The organism is Virgibacillus sp. 6R, assembly GCF_001895305.1.
GTDB lineage: Bacteria > Bacillota > Bacilli > Bacillales > Amphibacillaceae > Virgibacillus > Virgibacillus pantothenticus.
The window spans coordinates 2,227,540-2,243,845 of the sequence record NZ_CP017762.1; the positions used below are offsets into that span (position 1 = coordinate 2,227,540).

Below are 16,306 nucleotides of genomic sequence, written 5' to 3' on the forward strand. Positions count from 1 at the left end.
CCGATTTCTCTTTTCCTATAATAATGGTATTTATTACTCGTTTTCAGGGGTATAGTAATACGATTTCCTGCTTTTTTCTCGATTATTCCTTAACCGATTAGAATACTGATACAAGGTTCGTTATTGAAGCGTACTATCGGATTATTTTTGAAATGGTAACCCCGTTTGTGACGTTGTCGTTTGGTTAAGTAACGTATTTTTGTAAAGTAAATAGTACGAAGCAGCTGACCAACTAAAGTTTTTCGTACTTAAGCCTTTTCCAGTTTCCGGATTATAGTTCTCACGAATCGATCCATCACCTAGTAGACCTTCTGCATGATTAAATAATTTCTTCGTCAATGTTTTTGCCTCTTTATTGTAGCCATAATTTTGTAATGCTTCAATACCGAACAATGCTTGGTCCATCCATACCGGCCCGCGCCAATAATGATTTGGATCATATTTTGCATTATCCTTGGAAGCTGTTGGGAATGGCATATACGTATTAAATTTGTTCGGGTCGATCATATTTTGAACCACTTTTTCCGCTTGCTGCTTATCTGCTAATTTGGCCCAAAGCGGGATCCATCCTTCCGTTCCCTTCCCTCGGTTTGTTAACAGCTTCTTCTTGGAACCGTCTTTATTTATTTGTAGGTCATAGAAAAAGCCTGTTTCCTTATCATACATATGATTTTTCATATAATCTTTAACGTTTTTTGCTTCGTTTGTAAATTGTTTTGCATCTTTTGGTTGTTTTAATTCTTTTGCCATCGACGTTAAAAAGCCTTTTTCAGCATATAAATAGGCGTTCAAATCAGCCGATTCCTGATTAATGGAATAACCAATGACTTCATTCGCCTTATTCCTATTTTCAAACACTAAAACACCTGGATCTCCTTGACCTACGCCTTCTTTATCAAAGCGGGTTGCATTATCCATGCCACTTTCCCATGCTGCTGCCTCGATAACAGCATCTTCGTTCAGCTTTGGATTACCTTCATTATCTTTGATAATTTCGTTAGCTTCATTTCTTTCCCAGTTTGCATCGCTTACAGTGCTACCATATTCAGAAATACCGTTTTGATCGTGATCTCGATTTGTATACCACCATTGATGGTATGCTTTTAATTTTGGATACATTTCTTTGAGGAATTTCTTATCTTTTGTATGCTCGTAAACGTTCCAAACGGCCCACGCCGCCAAAGGTGGCTTGGAGTTTCTTTCATTCCAGTTTCCGCCTTCTCCTCCGCGCGGTGGATCCTGGTTATAGAAAATCGCATCGATAATCGCTCCCTCATCTTGTGGTCGTACTTTATCATTGGACATAATTTGATAATCGAATAAAGCACGGATATTATTTTTCGCAAGCTCTGGATTAAATTCTGCTAATGCTACAGCCTGTTTCCAGGAATCCCATGCCCACATACCGATGAACCATTTATAGGACATGGACGGAATAGTTCCATCATGCTTAATCGCCCCAGCTGGGCTGCGCCAGTTCGTCATCAGTGTTTCAATTGATTTAGTGGCAACTTTTTGATATTCCGGGTATTTTTCATATGTTTTTTTGTTAAACGTTTCATCCAAATATCCTTGCCATCGTTTTTCGTTATCCTTAAAATGTTTTTTCGCTTGCTTCATGTATTTCTTTACTTTTTTCTGTTCTGCCTTTAATTCTTTGTTTGTAAATGTATAGCTTTCTGTCGTATAAGTTGTAAAAATTTTCCCAGGCTTAATTGTCACAGGCGAACGTAATGCTGTCACATATTCATCCCCATTAACGGCTGTTTTTACGGGTTGATCATGAGCAATCAAATATGCTGCTTCGTCGGTAGAAAAGTACATCCATGTTTCTCGTATATTTGCAAAATTAACTTGAACGCCATGCTTCGTTGCTTGTAAACTTTGCTCTAAATTCAAGGTATAACTGCCTTCTTCTATTTTGTTTAGCAATGCACCGTCCCAGGAAACGTCAATATGCAATGGTTGTTCCGTTTTATTTTTGATTTGCGTCTGGATCATAGCTGTTCGATTGCTGACAAAAATAAGCTCTAACATTAAATCAAAATCATCCATTTCATATTGTTGAACTAATCGACCTGGATAATAGGTAAAATCTAAACGATTGCTGTCACTTAAATCATATACTTGATTCGTATCTGTATTGCTGATCGAAATTTTATTTATCGCCTTAGATAAATTCACCGGATACTCCTCAGCAATAACGATTGGACCCGCAAACCCTCCAAACAATTCTTCTGCATCGTAATCCGGTAAATAGTAACCATGCCAAGCACCCAAATCGGAAAAATGGTTAAACTTGTTGGTCGAATACGTGCCGTATATGTCAGCTGTAGGGGCTGCAGATATGTCCAGCGTATTTGGAAATTGTTCAATTTCAGGGAGTTTCCCTTTTGCAGAGACAGTCGACCCACTAATACTTGCGCTAAACAATAAACATATAGCCAATGAAACCAAACCTATTTTTTTTAGTTTATGTGTCTTCTTTTTTGTCATACCTTTTCTTCCTCCTGATGATTTATAATTTACATTTACTTACAAATGAACACACTCAGATTATTGCCAAGTTTTCATTTCTCCTTTCAAAAATATATGTTCCATTATTTGTATTTTCATTCACATGTTTGTTACACTGTAAAAAGACCAAGTTATATAATGTGCTCTGCTTTACAGGTATCAAGCACCCTATCTTGTCCTTTCATTGTTCACATAACCTTCCCAACCAACGGAACATCGATTTGTAGTGTCTTAGCTCCCTTCTTTCGTTCATTTGATTTGTGCAACGTCGTGAATAGATATGCAAACTTCATGCCAACCTTGTAAAATGTGTTAGGAAAGCGGTTTTTCAGGAATTAAAAACACGTGTGCAATTTTTTTGCACACGTGTTCAAACAAATTTTGTTCTATTATCTAAGGTAATCTATTGTTAACGTCGCACTATATACACGTATTCCTCTACCATACAAATATAACTTTTATAGATTTAAATCACATTCATCATTTGCTTCGCACTATTTCTGTCTTTATCAGAAAGAGGTTTCTTCAAAAAGCCGATAATAAAGCATGTTATTAAAGACCCTAATAAGATACAACCAATGTAAAGCAACGGTTTATTGCTGGCAATTGGAATAACAAAAATTCCACCGTGAGGAGCTTTTAAGGATATGTCCATTGCCATACATACAGCTCCTCCAACTGCTGCTCCAATTATATTTGCAGGAATTATTCTTAATGGATCTGCAGCTGCAAACGGAATTGCTCCTTCTGTAATAAAACTGGCCCCTAAAACATAGCTTGCCTTACCTGCTTCAACTTCTTGAAGCGTAAATCTATTTTTAAATATCGTTGTGGCTAGCGCTATACCGATTGGAGGTACCATACCACCAACCATTAACGCTGCAGATGGTTCAAAAATATTTGCCGCAAACATCGCTAAACCAAATGCGGAAGCTGTTTTATTAATAGGCCCGCCCATATCCGAAGCCATCATTCCAGCTAATAAAGCTCCTAGTATAGCTGCATTAATTCCCGTCAATCCTTTTAACCAACCTTCTAAAAATTCATTTAGCAAGGACATTGGTGTATTTAAAATAAAGAACATGAATGCACCAACAATAAATGTACTAATTAAAGGAACGACTAAGATAGAAACTAATCCTTGGAATGATTTTGGAATTTTAGCCATCGACTTACCAACGAATTTAGCTGCAAAACCACCGACGAATCCGGCTATCATTCCACCAAGAAAACCAGAACCACCTATACTGGCCATCATCCCACCAATCATTGCAGGAGCTAGACCTTGTTTATCAGCAATACTAAATCCGATAAAGCCTGCTAAAATTGGGATCATTAAAGCAAATGCTGCTTCACCTCCAACCTGACTAAAGAAATGTGCAATAATATTATATTGATCACTTTCAGGATCTGCAGCGTAAATACCAAACATAAACGAAATAGCAATGAAAATACCGCCAACAACTACGAATGGAATCATATAGGAAACCCCACTCATAATATGCTTATAGAAATTCAAACCAGATTTTTCTTCTGTTTGAGGCTCTTCTATAATTTCTTGTTCAGTTACACTCGAATCTTTAATATTGTAAGATAATGCTTGATCAATTAATTCATCAGCATGATTAATTGCTTTCTTTACAGGTACGTCAACAAATCGTTTTCCACGTAATATGGAGGTATCAACCCGTACATCATGAGCAATTACAATAGCATCTGCATGTTGAATGTCTGCTGGTGTAAGTTTATTCTCAGGACCATTAGCACCGTTTGTTTGAATTTTTACATTCATGCCCCGTTTTCTTGCAGCTTCTTTCAATGACTCTGCTGCCATGTATGTGTGAGCAATCCCCGTCATACATGCAGTTATTCCCACCACATATTTTCCACTTGCAGATTCATCATTTAAAGCTGGCTTTTCTAATTTTTCTTGTTCCTGAATCGCTTTTATCACATCAATTTCTGATGTTGCAACAATTAGCTTTGCTCGGAATGTCTCACTCATGAGAAAAGTCGACAGCTTCGATAAAAGGGATAAATGCTCATTTGGAGCATTTTCTGGAGCTGCAATCATAAAGATTAAATTGGTGTGTTGACCACCATAATCAACTCCTTGTAGTGACCTTCCCATTATTATTGTAGGCTTCGTAATAGATTTACATTGGGCGTGGGGAATGGCCACACCATAACCTACAGCAGTTGAAATCTCATTCTCTCTTTTATAAATTGCCTTTTTAAAACGTTCAGAATCTGTTGTCAGTCTTCTCTCCGTTAACTTATGGATTAACTCATCAATGACTTCTTTTTGATTGTTACCTTGAAGATTTAAAATGATGTTATCTCGGGTTAAAATATCTACTAGTTCCATTTTACTTCCCTCCTAATCATGATATTTAACCAAAGTAGAGATGAGCTTTGTTTGTTGAATTAAATAAGTCCATTTTATGCTTTACTACTACTTTGGCTGCATTCCGAGCACTTGGCATAATGACATCCGGCTCATATGCTCCTTGATTATCTTTTAAAAAGCGTCGCATCCCTTGAAAGAATGCACTTTTCATATCTGTTGATAAATTAATTTTTGCAATCCCGTGCAAGTATGTCTGTGCTATCTCTTCGTCCTTGTTATCACTTCCACCGTGAAGTACAAGAGGAATCTCCACTTTTTGATTTATCTCAGCAAGTAAATCCAATTTCAATTCTGGCTTTCCTGCATGTTTATATTGCCCATGTGATGTTCCAATAGCAACAGCCAATGTATCGATACCGGTCTCTTCTACAAACCTCTTAGCGTCATCAGCGTCTGTATATAAAATTTCATCAACTCCACCTTCTGAACTTCCTTCATTTGAACCAATTGTGCCTAATTCAGCCTCTACGGACACATTTACATCATGAGCAATGTTGACAACTTCCTTTGTAATGGCTATGTTATCCGCAAATGAAGCATGAGAGGCATCAATCATTACCGACGTATAGCCATTACGAATAGCTCTCATAACATCTTTTACAGACGATCCATGATCTAGATGAATAGCCATAGGTACTTTTGTGTTTTTACAGCTTTCACGTACATATGCAATAAAATCATCGCCAACTAAGTCAAGCTCATTAGGGTGAATTTGAATGATAGCTGGTGCTTTTTTCTCTTCAGCAGATTCAATAACAACTCTGACAAATTCGCTGTTTGCTACGTTAAAGGAACCTACTGCAAAATTATTTTTATAAGCCACTTCTAACAATTCCTTCATATTCATTAACATGTTTCTTCTCTCCTCTTTGATTTATATTCGATTCCAAATATTGATAAACTCTTCTTTTGAGCTAGATTGGATTAACTTCCGCACATTCTCAATACGTTTGGTTTTTTGAAAAAATTCAGCGAAGGCGTATTCATTCCGTTCTATATCGGCAGAGGGAATATAAATAATGATCAGCTGAACTAATTCACTCCCCCATTTAACCGCCTTTTTGTTAACGCCAATAATTACCTTCTCCTTAAATTCTTCTTTTTTAAAATAAGGATGAGGGATTGCTACTAAGTTTCCAATAGATGTGTAGGATATTCTCTCTCTTTTCATAATCGGTTCATAAAAATGTCCTTGGTTATTCAGCATGAGCAGCTGGCTAATAACTTGTTCAGGATTGTTTTCGTGTATCCAGTGAATTGCTGCCTGCTCAATAATAGAATTCTGTGCTTCTAGGAAAAAACGAATTTTCTTAATGTCACTACTTTGAAAGGCGCTTTGAATCATAATGAAATTTTCAGTGGTCTTTGGTGTACTTGCTAAATTTATTCCAATATATAAATATGCATGTTGAAAAGCATAGTCGGGAGAATATTTTTCTATTTTTAAAATTTCAAGCTCATCAAAATAGGTTGCTATTTTGGAAGCAAGTAACTTCGTTCGCTCGTATCCCCTGCTATAAAGAATAATCGTCTTTAGTTTCTTCTTACTTTGCGAATCGAGAATAACCTGAATATGATAAGCTAAATAAGCAATTTCGCTATCCTGAATCTCTACCAAAAATTCCCTCTCCAATAATAAGGCAATATGAGAAGCGATACTAAAGGAAAAAAAGTATTCCGACTTTGCTTCTTTTACAAAGGGATTATAAATAAGCAAATTATGCGATGCAGGATAAATAATTCGATAAATATGGTTTGAAATATTATTTCTAAAACGATTTTCAGAGTAAGTGGGAACTTGGTATACGTGCTCTACTTGAAGTAAAATGGCTTCGATTTTACTTATAATGTCTGCGTCTTTATTTTCTATTTGTGATCCTTCTAAATCTAACTGTAACGATATTAAATAATTCACTAGAAAAACAGCTTCATCATCTGTTATATGGGCATATTCATATAGATGAGAACGAACAGCTTCTACAACTTCAAACTCCTTAAAAGAGGTTAAATTAGTTAATTCTGTATTCTTAATTTTAACTAGATGGTGGTGGTTTATTTGATGAATCATAATGATTAATTGAATCGTAATTTTCTTATACATCGAAAATTCAAGATTTAAGTTGTGCTCCTTGTTGATCTCATCTACAATCTTAAAAACGCTTTCAACTGTACTAGCATCAACCCACGAGTAGAACCCGCTTACGACAAAATCCTTATATACTTCCTTCTTTACAGAAATAGATGTGAAAAAGCTTTCAAGAAGAATTCTTTTCTGCATCTCTGCTCCAATCATTTTAATCCCTTTAAATACTTTTGTATCAATCCCTACATCAATTCCTAAAGCATGAATATTCATGGTTAACTTTTGAATACGACTTCTTATTGTCTGTGGTGAATAAAAAAATTTATCGGCGATTTCATCATAGGAAGTATAGTCATTTTTATTCATTAAAAATTTTATAATATGGAATTCCAACAGTGCGTCTTCTATTTCTTTATCACTTAAACTAATCGCCTTATCTTCACCATTTCCCTTCATAATTGCATACCCCCGCGGTGAGGATGTAATCATCATGTCATGGCAATCTTTGTTAATTTCTTTAATATAATTTCTAATTGTGCGATCAGTCACATGCAATAATTCAGCTAACGTAGCAGCGGATACATATTCTCCATTTTGATTCAATAGAAGGTCAATTAATTGATTATGCTTTTTATGCAAACAAACCACAACCTTTCTATATCTTTATTTTAATACGCGTTTATTGCAAGCGCTATAACCGTAGTATTTCCTAAGGGTAGGAAAATAGGAGTGCTTTTTAGCAAATTCATGTTTCTTTTATAAGACAGTCCGTCACTTGATAATGGGCTGGACCAGAGACTTGGAAAGTCCTCATCTTTATCATTAGAAAAACTTGGCTTGTCGCCAAGTCTTATGGCGGAAGCCTTTGTTTTTCTTATACTATAAACCAAAAAATCTTATTCTTTCCTATAGTGGAACAAAGGCGCAAGCGCCAGTTTAGCAACGTAGCGAATGGAACGAATCAACTAAAGATTTAGGAATCATGCTCTGCAACCAGGGGTATGCTACGCTTGAGCGGCAAGCCCGTTTTTAGTCGGCCTTCCTCTTTGCAACGAACCGATGAGGCCTTATCGTAGGGCGATTTTGTGAAGTCGCATAGTTGCTGGGCTCATGCGCCGGACGTGGCTTCGGTTATTTCGTTATCCACAAGCCCCTCATTTTATACTTTCTTATCATTTTTCTTATACGATAAAGCCTGAAGTTTTATGCTTTCCTATAGTGCAAAAGAAAAAACCAATCCGATATGGATTGATTTCTCCTTAAACTATCTATTTATTCTATTCGCTACATAGGTGTTCATACTCGCTTTAACAGCTCTATTCTTTTTCTTTTTACATAGGGAAAGCTTTAAAGTAAAACAAATATCGTAAATAAGAAAGCTAACAAAATTCGATAATAAGCAAAAGGAGCTAACCCGATTCGTTCCAGCCACTTTAAGAAAGTTACCACAGCAAACAGGGTTACAACAAAAGAAGTTAGAAATCCGACGGTAAACATTGGGATATCACTGACACTTAAATGGTTCCAACTTTTTAATAAATCTAAGCTTGTCGCTCCGATTATTACGGGAAGTGCAATTAAAAAGGAGAACTCTGATGCCGTTCGATAGCTTGCCTTTGCTAAAAGTCCACCTGAAATAGTCGATCCTACTCTTGAAAAGCCAGGATAAACAGCCAAACATTGGAATAATCCAATCATGAACGCTTGCCGATACGTTATCTTGCCCTTATTTCCGAAACAGTTACAAATTCATAGCCTTCCCCAGCTAAATATTCTAATACGAGCTTTAATCCTTCTACCGTTGGAGCATGCACATCATGCATTAACAGAATTCCACCATCTGTCGTACTCCTTTTTACCTCATTTAAAATTGCCACTGGATTTCGTGATTCCCAATCTCTTGTGTCAACTGACCATAAAATCGATGGCAGCCCTACAGCTTGTTCAATGCTTTTATTTGTTGCTGCATATGGGGGGCGAAATAAAGTTGGATTTTCTCCAGTAGCATTACGAATAGCTTGATTTGCCTTTTCTACTTCCTGTTTAATTCCAGCCATACCTAAGCCTGTTAATTGTTTATGACTCCAGGTATGATTACCTATTTCATGGCCCTCGTTCCTCACCCTTTTAGCAACATCTGCATTTGATTCAACCTGATTTCCTTGCATAAAGAAGGTTGCTTTTGCATCATATTGCTTTAATAGGTCAAGTATCTTTGGAGTGTTTTCAGGATGGGGACCGTCATCGAATGTAAGGGCAACCCGTTTCTGATCAGACGACGTATGCTTTCCCTCACCAGCTGAAGCTGATTTCACATTTTTTCTCTCTTCCTGCTTTTTGCTAGATTTGGTCTTTTTATTCTCCTTACCATCACCTGTAACCATAGACCTCCACTCATCTGTTAGTATATCTTGCATACTCGATAATGGAATCTTAATTTCCGCTTCTTTATCTATCACTTCATCATTCGCAAATTTAAATACTGCCGATTTATCCGAAAGGTACATATTTGAAAAAGTGTTATTCTCATCATAAACCCACTGACTTAATTTTTTTTTGGAGAAATCATCACTGTACTTATCAGACTGTTCAAACGCTTGCTGTAACAGTTGAAAAAGTGTATCTCGCATCTGTTCTGTATCTTGCAGGATATCTGTTTGGTCTATGTATTTACTATTCTTACCATCTACGATAAATGCACTTGAGGAGTCTTGGCATTTCTTTTTTCGTATGCACCTCTTTTCATGGAACGCAACAGAATAGATATGGTCAGAGAACTTTTGCGTATCCGAATGGATAGTGAGGGTTGCTGTATGATGATTTAATTGTTGTTTATTTTGTTCGACATCATGTAAAAAACCTCTTTTTGCCGTTTTCACATAGGCATTCATTTTTTGGTTTAATTTTTCACTGTGAAACTGAGGATAGTGAATCTCTGTGCTATAAATTTTGTCCTTTGCTTTTTCATTAATAACCTGAAGCTCTGAGAAATTTGGGTGCGCTTCTTTTTTGCGACTAGTCTTAGCATGAGTAGAGTCTTCCTTATCTATTGTTTTAAACAATGAACTTACAGTTAAACCAATAGCAATCAATCCGGTAATTATTATTATCCCATACGTCAATTTAGTGGGCTTCATCACTGGTGCTCCTTTTCTTGCTGTTTTTGTTATTGGTGCCGACGGAGGTATCTAAAAATCATTGAAAGTGCAAATGCGTTTTGTTATTCTTGCTTAGGCAAAACTTAGAAGATTGCATTTATAATCTCCTATTATCCCAACTCACATCTTCACATAGGCGATTTTTTGCACTGTTAAAAAGAGAATGCTATTTACCTATTCTATGTCTCCTAACAAAACCAGCTTCTATTAGAGAGAATAAACACTTCATTATTACTGGCTGAAAGCTTCCTTAGCTTTATCTTGTTGCTTTAGCAGTTATCTGTGGTAAACATCCAGTTTTGGTAACTTGAATTATAGTTTTATAGTTGGTATTGATTTATAATTTTGTAAATCTTACCATAATCAGCTCGAATTATCATTCAAAATGCGGCACGCAATCGGAACATGAAGTAACTAGATTCATGGAAGAACCATACCTTGAATTCAAGTCGGAATAATATTGCTTTTACGGTTAACAATTCAAATGTTTTGATTTTAGTTACCAACTAAATTTTACCATAAAAGATAATTTTAGAGGTATTGTAATGCGTTTTTAAGAAATTTTGCACGCAAAAGATATGATATACTTATCATATATCTAACTAGCAAGCAGAGAATAGCGCAGTAATAAAAATAATACTTCTTTTTTTCGACTTAGACAATTATAAAGGATGGTACAAAATGAGTGATATAGGAAAATTAATACAGGAAATTAACGCATTTCGGGACGACCGAGATTGGAGACAGTTTCATAATCCGAAAGATTTGGCCATCTCTCTTTCGCTGGAAGCAGCAGAATTGCTAGAAGATTTCCAATGGAAAACAAGCGAGCAGGCTATAGAGGCTAACATGGAAAACATCAAAGAGGAGCTTGCAGACGTCATGATTTATGCCTTCATGCTTAGCGATGATTTAAACTTAGATATAAAAGAGATTATTTTAGAAAAAATGCAGAAAAACGCTAAGAAATATCCGGTGGAAAAAAGTAAAGGAAGGAAAATGAAGTATCATGATTTGTAATAGTTAAATTAGGAACATCGGATCTTTTTCTATTTTTTCAACTTCTATGAAAGATGTTATAAGCATGTGAAAAGGGATGAGCTCAGTGTATAAAAAGATATGAAATCGAGCGAGATCAGTCTACGAGAATTTTTAGTCCATTGCCAAAGACTTGTGTTCGCTATGGAGATAATTACTCCACATCCATTGATCTATCGTACTTTGCTTGTGACCTAATTTAAAGAACATTAGAAAAACTTGGCTATCGCCAAAGTTTTTTGACGATAGCCGTAGTTTTTCTTATACTATAAACCCTAAAAAATTTTATACATTCCTATAGTGTAAAAAAGTACGAAATTATATCAATAAGATAGAAGTTTCTGCTGTACCTATTCCCGTTGCATTTGTTTAACGTTTTTCTTTATTATTTTTTTCTCCTCCATCCATATTAAATATTTGGAGTCGTGTATTTGAAGAACTTACTCCCATTAGGTGGTTTAAATATTCTATAGTCTCCGCAGTATTACTTTGCTGTTTTTGTTTAAGGGTTGAATCTTTTTGTAGACTTTCTTTACTTATTTTTTCTTCAGAAATTAAAATCTTTTTACCATTACGTAAAACGATATACTTTCTTATACGTCCATTAATAGTAACAACTTCTAGTTTCGAATCATTATTATCTTTGTCCTTTAAATATAAGCTCTTTGTATTTCTTTCAGTTTGATGCCATGAGATAATCGAATTCCCTGTACTATTTATGTTCATTTTTTATCCCTCCATAATTATATTTAGTAGATATGTCGCTATATAAGGATTAAATTATGTAGAAAATAGCACGTAGTTGCAGCATGGCTAGACCTTCATAAAATTAACAAAGGAAATAAACAATACCAAAGTTAGTATTTCATTTATATAACATTCCTTTTCATAAAATTAGTAGGTAATTTACTATTAATATCGGGATATACGCTAAATAGTTAACATTTTCAAAAAATACTTTAGCTAAATATATTAGTGCGCATCACGGGACTAAAAAGACGTACATGGGTTTTAATAAAAGTAAATATAAGCTCCCCATTTTATTCAAAAAAGCTCTCAACAAAAGCAGTACATAGTGTGCCAACTACTTTTTAACAAAAATTAACATTTAATAGATACGAATTACCCGCTTCTTAGGATAAAATGGACTCAATGAGCGTGGGAACTATGAAAAAGAAGAAAATAAATATGCTATTATTCTTACTCAGTTTAGCTTTAAATGTATATTTAGTAGGAAAATCAATCGTAATGAAAAACTTATTTGAACCTACTGACGAGGAAGAAATTATATTAAGTGAAATGGTTCAAAAAACAATAGAAAGTGATAGCTACAAACGATTGGCAGAAAAAGAAGAGGTTATTGCTATTAAAACAGATGTAAATAAATTTAAAGGGGGAGTATTTCCCTACAATCTAGAAGTTAACGTTAGCACTAAAAAACAAACGTATCATTTCTCTTGTCATGATAAAAAGTGTTCTACGATGGATATTAGCGGTTGGTCTTATTCCATTTATCAAGATGAAGAGCCAAGGCTGCCATGAAGTGAAAAATTAAACTGGCAAGCTTCTTATTGCTGACTACCAGATTTATCACGTTTAATTTTAATACATTCTAATGCCACACTCTAACCAATACTAATATTTTCTTTCCTGCAAAGTTTTATGGGAAAATTTTTTCTGTATCTAAACTTTTTTATACAAAGATATACGTAAACTTACATAGTAACCAAGCTTAACTACTTTTAAGCTTTCTACAATAATAAACCCCGCAGCATATCAAAAGATGCCGCGGGATAACTTCTCGTCTCTCTTTCATAGCATGGCTCAAACAGAAAACAAGTTCTAATCCCCCGTACACGTTAATTACTTATTTTCCTCTTAAAATGCGGCAGCCCAACCCGTAATCTACCAGGTCTTTGCTATTCAACTTATCTAGTGTAGAAGTAAAGAGAGCGTCCATACTTCTAATTAACTATTTAATCCGTCACTTATAATCTCAATATTATATTTTAAATACTTTACATAAGTATCTACTTCATCCCCTGGCTGACCAATTTCATCTGAGTAAATTGCTTTTTCATAAATGTCTACACCAGACTCTTTAGATACGGTTTCCATTGGGCGAGGATCGACATTCGATTCAACAAACAATACTGGAACATTATTCTTATCAATATATTCAACCAATGATTTAATTTGTTCTGGTGAGCCGTTCTCCTCTGTGTCCACTCTCCATATACATTCTTCTTCCATTCCATAGTGATCAAGCATATATTGAAACGCACATTCACTCGTCACTAGTATACGCCTTTCCTCTGGAATTGCATTTATTTTTTCTTGGTACTCTGTATCAATTTCCTTTAACCTTGTTAAATATTCTTTTGCGCGCTCTCCATAGTAATCTTTATTATCAGGATCTACCTTAATGAAAGCATCCCGCATATTTTCAACCATTTTAATTCCTACGCCTGGGTCAATAAAAGAGTGTGGATTTATTTCTTCTTCCCTGCTTCCTTCAGCTGATAAATACATTGGCTCGACCCCTTCAGTTAGGTTATATACATTAGATTCATTTTGCCCGACTGAATCAATCATCTTGAAAAACCACCCGTCTTTACCGCCCTCTAAATTCATTCCGTTATAAAAAAGAACATCTGCATCAGTTGCCTTTTTTATATCTTCGGGCAATGGTTCATACTCATGGGGATCCGTCCCAGTAGGTACTAGGTTATGTACCTCAACCTTATCTCCACCAACTTCTCTAGCTAAATCACTGATAATAGTAAATGAAGAAATAACTAGTAAGTTATCTTCATCAGAATCTGAAGCTGCGCTTCCTTTTTCTTTGTTTTCGTTTCCACAAGCTGCCAAAATAATTAAAGTCAGACTTGCTACAATAATTATTTTCAATAAATTCCTCATTATTATTACGTACTCCCTTCATTATTTAGTTAACCTAAATCTAAAACACGCGTTTCGAATTTTGGTTGCCTTATTGAAGCTCCATTTTATCGGTTGATATATTGGACTGTTTCTTTAAACAGGATCCGTAAACACGCCCTTTCTTTTACTAATTCTTAGTGTGCGCAAAAGCACACCTTGTTTTGGTGAGAAGAAAAATGCAATCAAAAACATTGCTGTGGTTGCAAGTGCAATTACCGGTCCAGATGGTAAATTGTAAGTGAAACTAAAATATAGTCCGATAATGGCTGATAAAGCTCCGAAAAAAGCAGCCATAAAAATCATCACTGACATCCGATTTGTTAATAAATACGCTGTTGCAGCCGGAGTGATTAACATAGATATTACCAGGATTACCCCAACTGTCTGTAATGAAGCCACGGTAACAAGAGTTAATAAAACCATGATGGCATAATGAATCATCCTTACTTTTAGTCCGTACGAGGCAGCCATTGTTTCGTCAAAACTGGACACGAGAAACTCTTTATAAAACAACAATACTGAAAGGAGGACGACAACACCGACAATAATGGTTAGCCACATATCTGATGAGCGTACCGACAATACATTTCCAAATAAAATTTGTGTTAAATCAGTGGCACTTTGAGCTAACGTTATTAAAATAATCCCAAAAGCGAAGGCTGCGGAAAAAACAATTCCAATTGAAGAATCATTTTTTACACGGCTATTTTGGCTAATTATTCCTATTCCTATAGCTGAAAGTATTCCAGTTAAAACCGCCCCATAAAAATAATTGATTCCTAGCATATAGGAAATTGCTACTCCTGGAAGTACTGCATGGGAAACAGCATCCCCCATTAGAGCCATACCACGTAGTACGATGAAGCTTCCAATGACTCCACAAATAATACCTACTATAATGGATGTAATTAGCGCTTTCTGTAAAAATTCATAGTTAATAATATCCTGTACAAATTCCATTACACTTCACCCCCTATACTTTCCATCATGCTAAGTGAGTAATTATAAGCTTTTTGCATTAGTTTTGGCTGGAATACGTATTCTACGGGTCCCGAGCTGATTATTTTTTTATTAATTAAGACGAGATCATCAAAATAATTCTTTACTTTCGATAAATCATGATGAACTACAAAAACTGTCTTTCCTTCGTTACGCAAATCTTTTAGTATACGAATAATAACTTCTTCACTCGCAACGTCAATACCAACAAATGGTTCATCTAAAAAGAAATACTCTGCTTTTTGTGCTAAAGCACGAGCCAAAAAAACGCGTTGCTGTTGTCCACCAGATAGTTCGCCAATTTGGTTCTTTGCATATTTCTCCATTCCCACTTTCGTTAGGCATTCTATCGCCCAATTACGATCACGTTTTTTAGGACGGCGAAATAACCCTAATTTAGGAAATGTGCCTAGTAACACTGTGTCTTTAACAATAATGGGAAAATCCCAGTCTATATTAGAACGTTGGGGAACATAGGCGATTTTTTTTTGGATTGTTTGTAATGGTTGGTTCTCTATCATCACTTCGCCGCTATCGCGTGGTATTAGCCCAAGCATAGCTTTCATCATGGTAGACTTTCCAGCACCGTTGGGTCCGATAATGCCAATAAGTTTCCCGCTTTCAAATGAAAAGCTTACATTTGAAATAACTTGTTTTCCATAATAAGAAACACTGAGTTTATTTACGTTTATTTCTTCTTGCATAACGATGCTCCTCCTCACATATGAAGTTAAAAATTATGGTTTAAACTACTAAATTCAAAGCAAAGCTTATAAAAAATTAATAGCTTGAAAGATCTAGGAAATGGATAATTAATTTCCTGTTTACCTTCTTCACACACATAAGGTTTCTATCTAACCTGTCACAAACTTTTTTCATACAATAATCTTTATAATTAATCAGCTGGGGTAAAGAAGACAATCCCTCCCAATAAATATTTTATATTTTTGTAAATAACTTTTAATTTTCTGTCTGCTCAACTTATAGAGGTTGTTCAATAGTAACCCCTAGAATAATGCAGAGAATTTTTTCATATTCTAGACATTAGCAAAAGCTTTTACATTGTTACATGCTTGCCTAGCTTGAACTTTCAACGACGGACGGGCATAGCGCTATTTTTACGTTAAGTTAAATATTTTTTTGCTTTTAAAGTTCGGC

At 35.4% G+C, this 16,306-nt stretch carries 12 protein-coding genes; 2 read left to right on the forward strand and 10 right to left on the reverse strand.

Translation table 11 applies throughout. The features are described from left to right. Nucleotides 1–141: 141 nt before the first annotated feature. From ygjK to BKP57_RS23230, 6 genes are all read right to left on the reverse strand, one after another. Nucleotides 142–2,496: an alpha-glucosidase gene (gene ygjK / locus BKP57_RS10065; RefSeq protein WP_072741466.1), complete on the reverse strand. Its 2,355-nt coding sequence runs from the start codon at nt 2,494–2,496 to the stop codon at nt 142–144. A gap of 487 nt (nt 2,497–2,983) precedes the next feature. After that, on the reverse strand, nt 2,984–4,885 hold the full coding sequence (locus tag BKP57_RS10070; protein WP_072741467.1) for a PTS fructose transporter subunit IIABC: 1,902 nt from the start codon (nt 4,883–4,885) through the stop codon (nt 2,984–2,986). A 25-nt stretch (nt 4,886–4,910) separates the two neighbouring features. Further along, entirely contained in the window at nt 4,911–5,780 is an 870-nt protein-coding gene (locus BKP57_RS10075; protein ID WP_072741468.1) for a ketose-bisphosphate aldolase, read from the reverse strand. Nucleotides 5,781–5,801: 21 nt separating this feature from the next. Beyond that, nucleotides 5,802–7,649 carry a BglG family transcription antiterminator gene (locus BKP57_RS10080; protein WP_072741469.1) on the reverse strand — a complete coding sequence of 616 codons (1,848 nt, stop codon included), beginning with the start codon at nt 7,647–7,649 and terminating at the stop codon, nt 5,802–5,804. A 708-nt stretch (nt 7,650–8,357) separates the two neighbouring features. Then, nucleotides 8,358–8,708 (reverse strand): undecaprenyl-diphosphate phosphatase, encoded by a 351-nt coding sequence (locus tag BKP57_RS10085; RefSeq protein ID WP_269466273.1) that lies wholly within the window; start codon nt 8,706–8,708, stop codon nt 8,358–8,360. A 17-nt stretch (nt 8,709–8,725) separates the two neighbouring features. Then, nucleotides 8,726–10,147 (reverse strand): polysaccharide deacetylase family protein, encoded by a 1,422-nt coding sequence (locus BKP57_RS23230; protein WP_072741470.1) that lies wholly within the window; start codon nt 10,145–10,147, stop codon nt 8,726–8,728. Nucleotides 10,148–10,849: 702 nt separating this feature from the next. On the opposite strand from BKP57_RS23230, the gene BKP57_RS10095 reads away from it, so the two are divergent. Beyond that, complete coding sequence (locus BKP57_RS10095; protein WP_050350687.1) at nt 10,850–11,188, forward strand: nucleotide pyrophosphohydrolase; 339 nt, start codon at nt 10,850–10,852, stop codon at nt 11,186–11,188. Nucleotides 11,189–11,575: 387 nt separating this feature from the next. Here the strand turns inward: BKP57_RS10095 and BKP57_RS10100 are convergent, their stop codons facing one another. After that, on the reverse strand, nt 11,576–11,932 hold the full coding sequence (locus BKP57_RS10100; RefSeq protein WP_050350686.1) for a hypothetical protein: 357 nt from the start codon (nt 11,930–11,932) through the stop codon (nt 11,576–11,578). Nucleotides 11,933–12,373: 441 nt separating this feature from the next. Here BKP57_RS10100 and BKP57_RS10105 point away from each other — a divergent pair, with 441 nt between their 5' ends. Next, nucleotides 12,374–12,748 carry a hypothetical protein gene (locus BKP57_RS10105; RefSeq protein ID WP_072742412.1) on the forward strand — a complete coding sequence of 125 codons (375 nt, stop codon included), beginning with the start codon at nt 12,374–12,376 and terminating at the stop codon, nt 12,746–12,748. Between the two features lie 426 nt (nt 12,749–13,174). On the opposite strand, the gene BKP57_RS10110 is transcribed toward BKP57_RS10105, so the two are convergent. From BKP57_RS10110 to BKP57_RS10120, 3 genes are all read right to left on the reverse strand, one after another. Beyond that, entirely contained in the window at nt 13,175–14,116 is a 942-nt protein-coding gene (locus tag BKP57_RS10110; RefSeq protein ID WP_232231376.1) for a metal ABC transporter solute-binding protein, Zn/Mn family, read from the reverse strand. A gap of 126 nt (nt 14,117–14,242) precedes the next feature. Next, entirely contained in the window at nt 14,243–15,109 is an 867-nt protein-coding gene (locus tag BKP57_RS10115; protein WP_050350684.1) for a metal ABC transporter permease, read from the reverse strand. Beyond that, a complete protein-coding gene (locus BKP57_RS10120) occupies nt 15,109–15,852 on the reverse strand; it encodes a metal ABC transporter ATP-binding protein (RefSeq protein WP_050350683.1) in 744 nt (247 codons plus the stop codon). The genes BKP57_RS10115 and BKP57_RS10120 overlap by 1 nt, the downstream gene beginning before the upstream one ends. Nucleotides 15,853–16,306 lie beyond the last annotated feature (454 nt).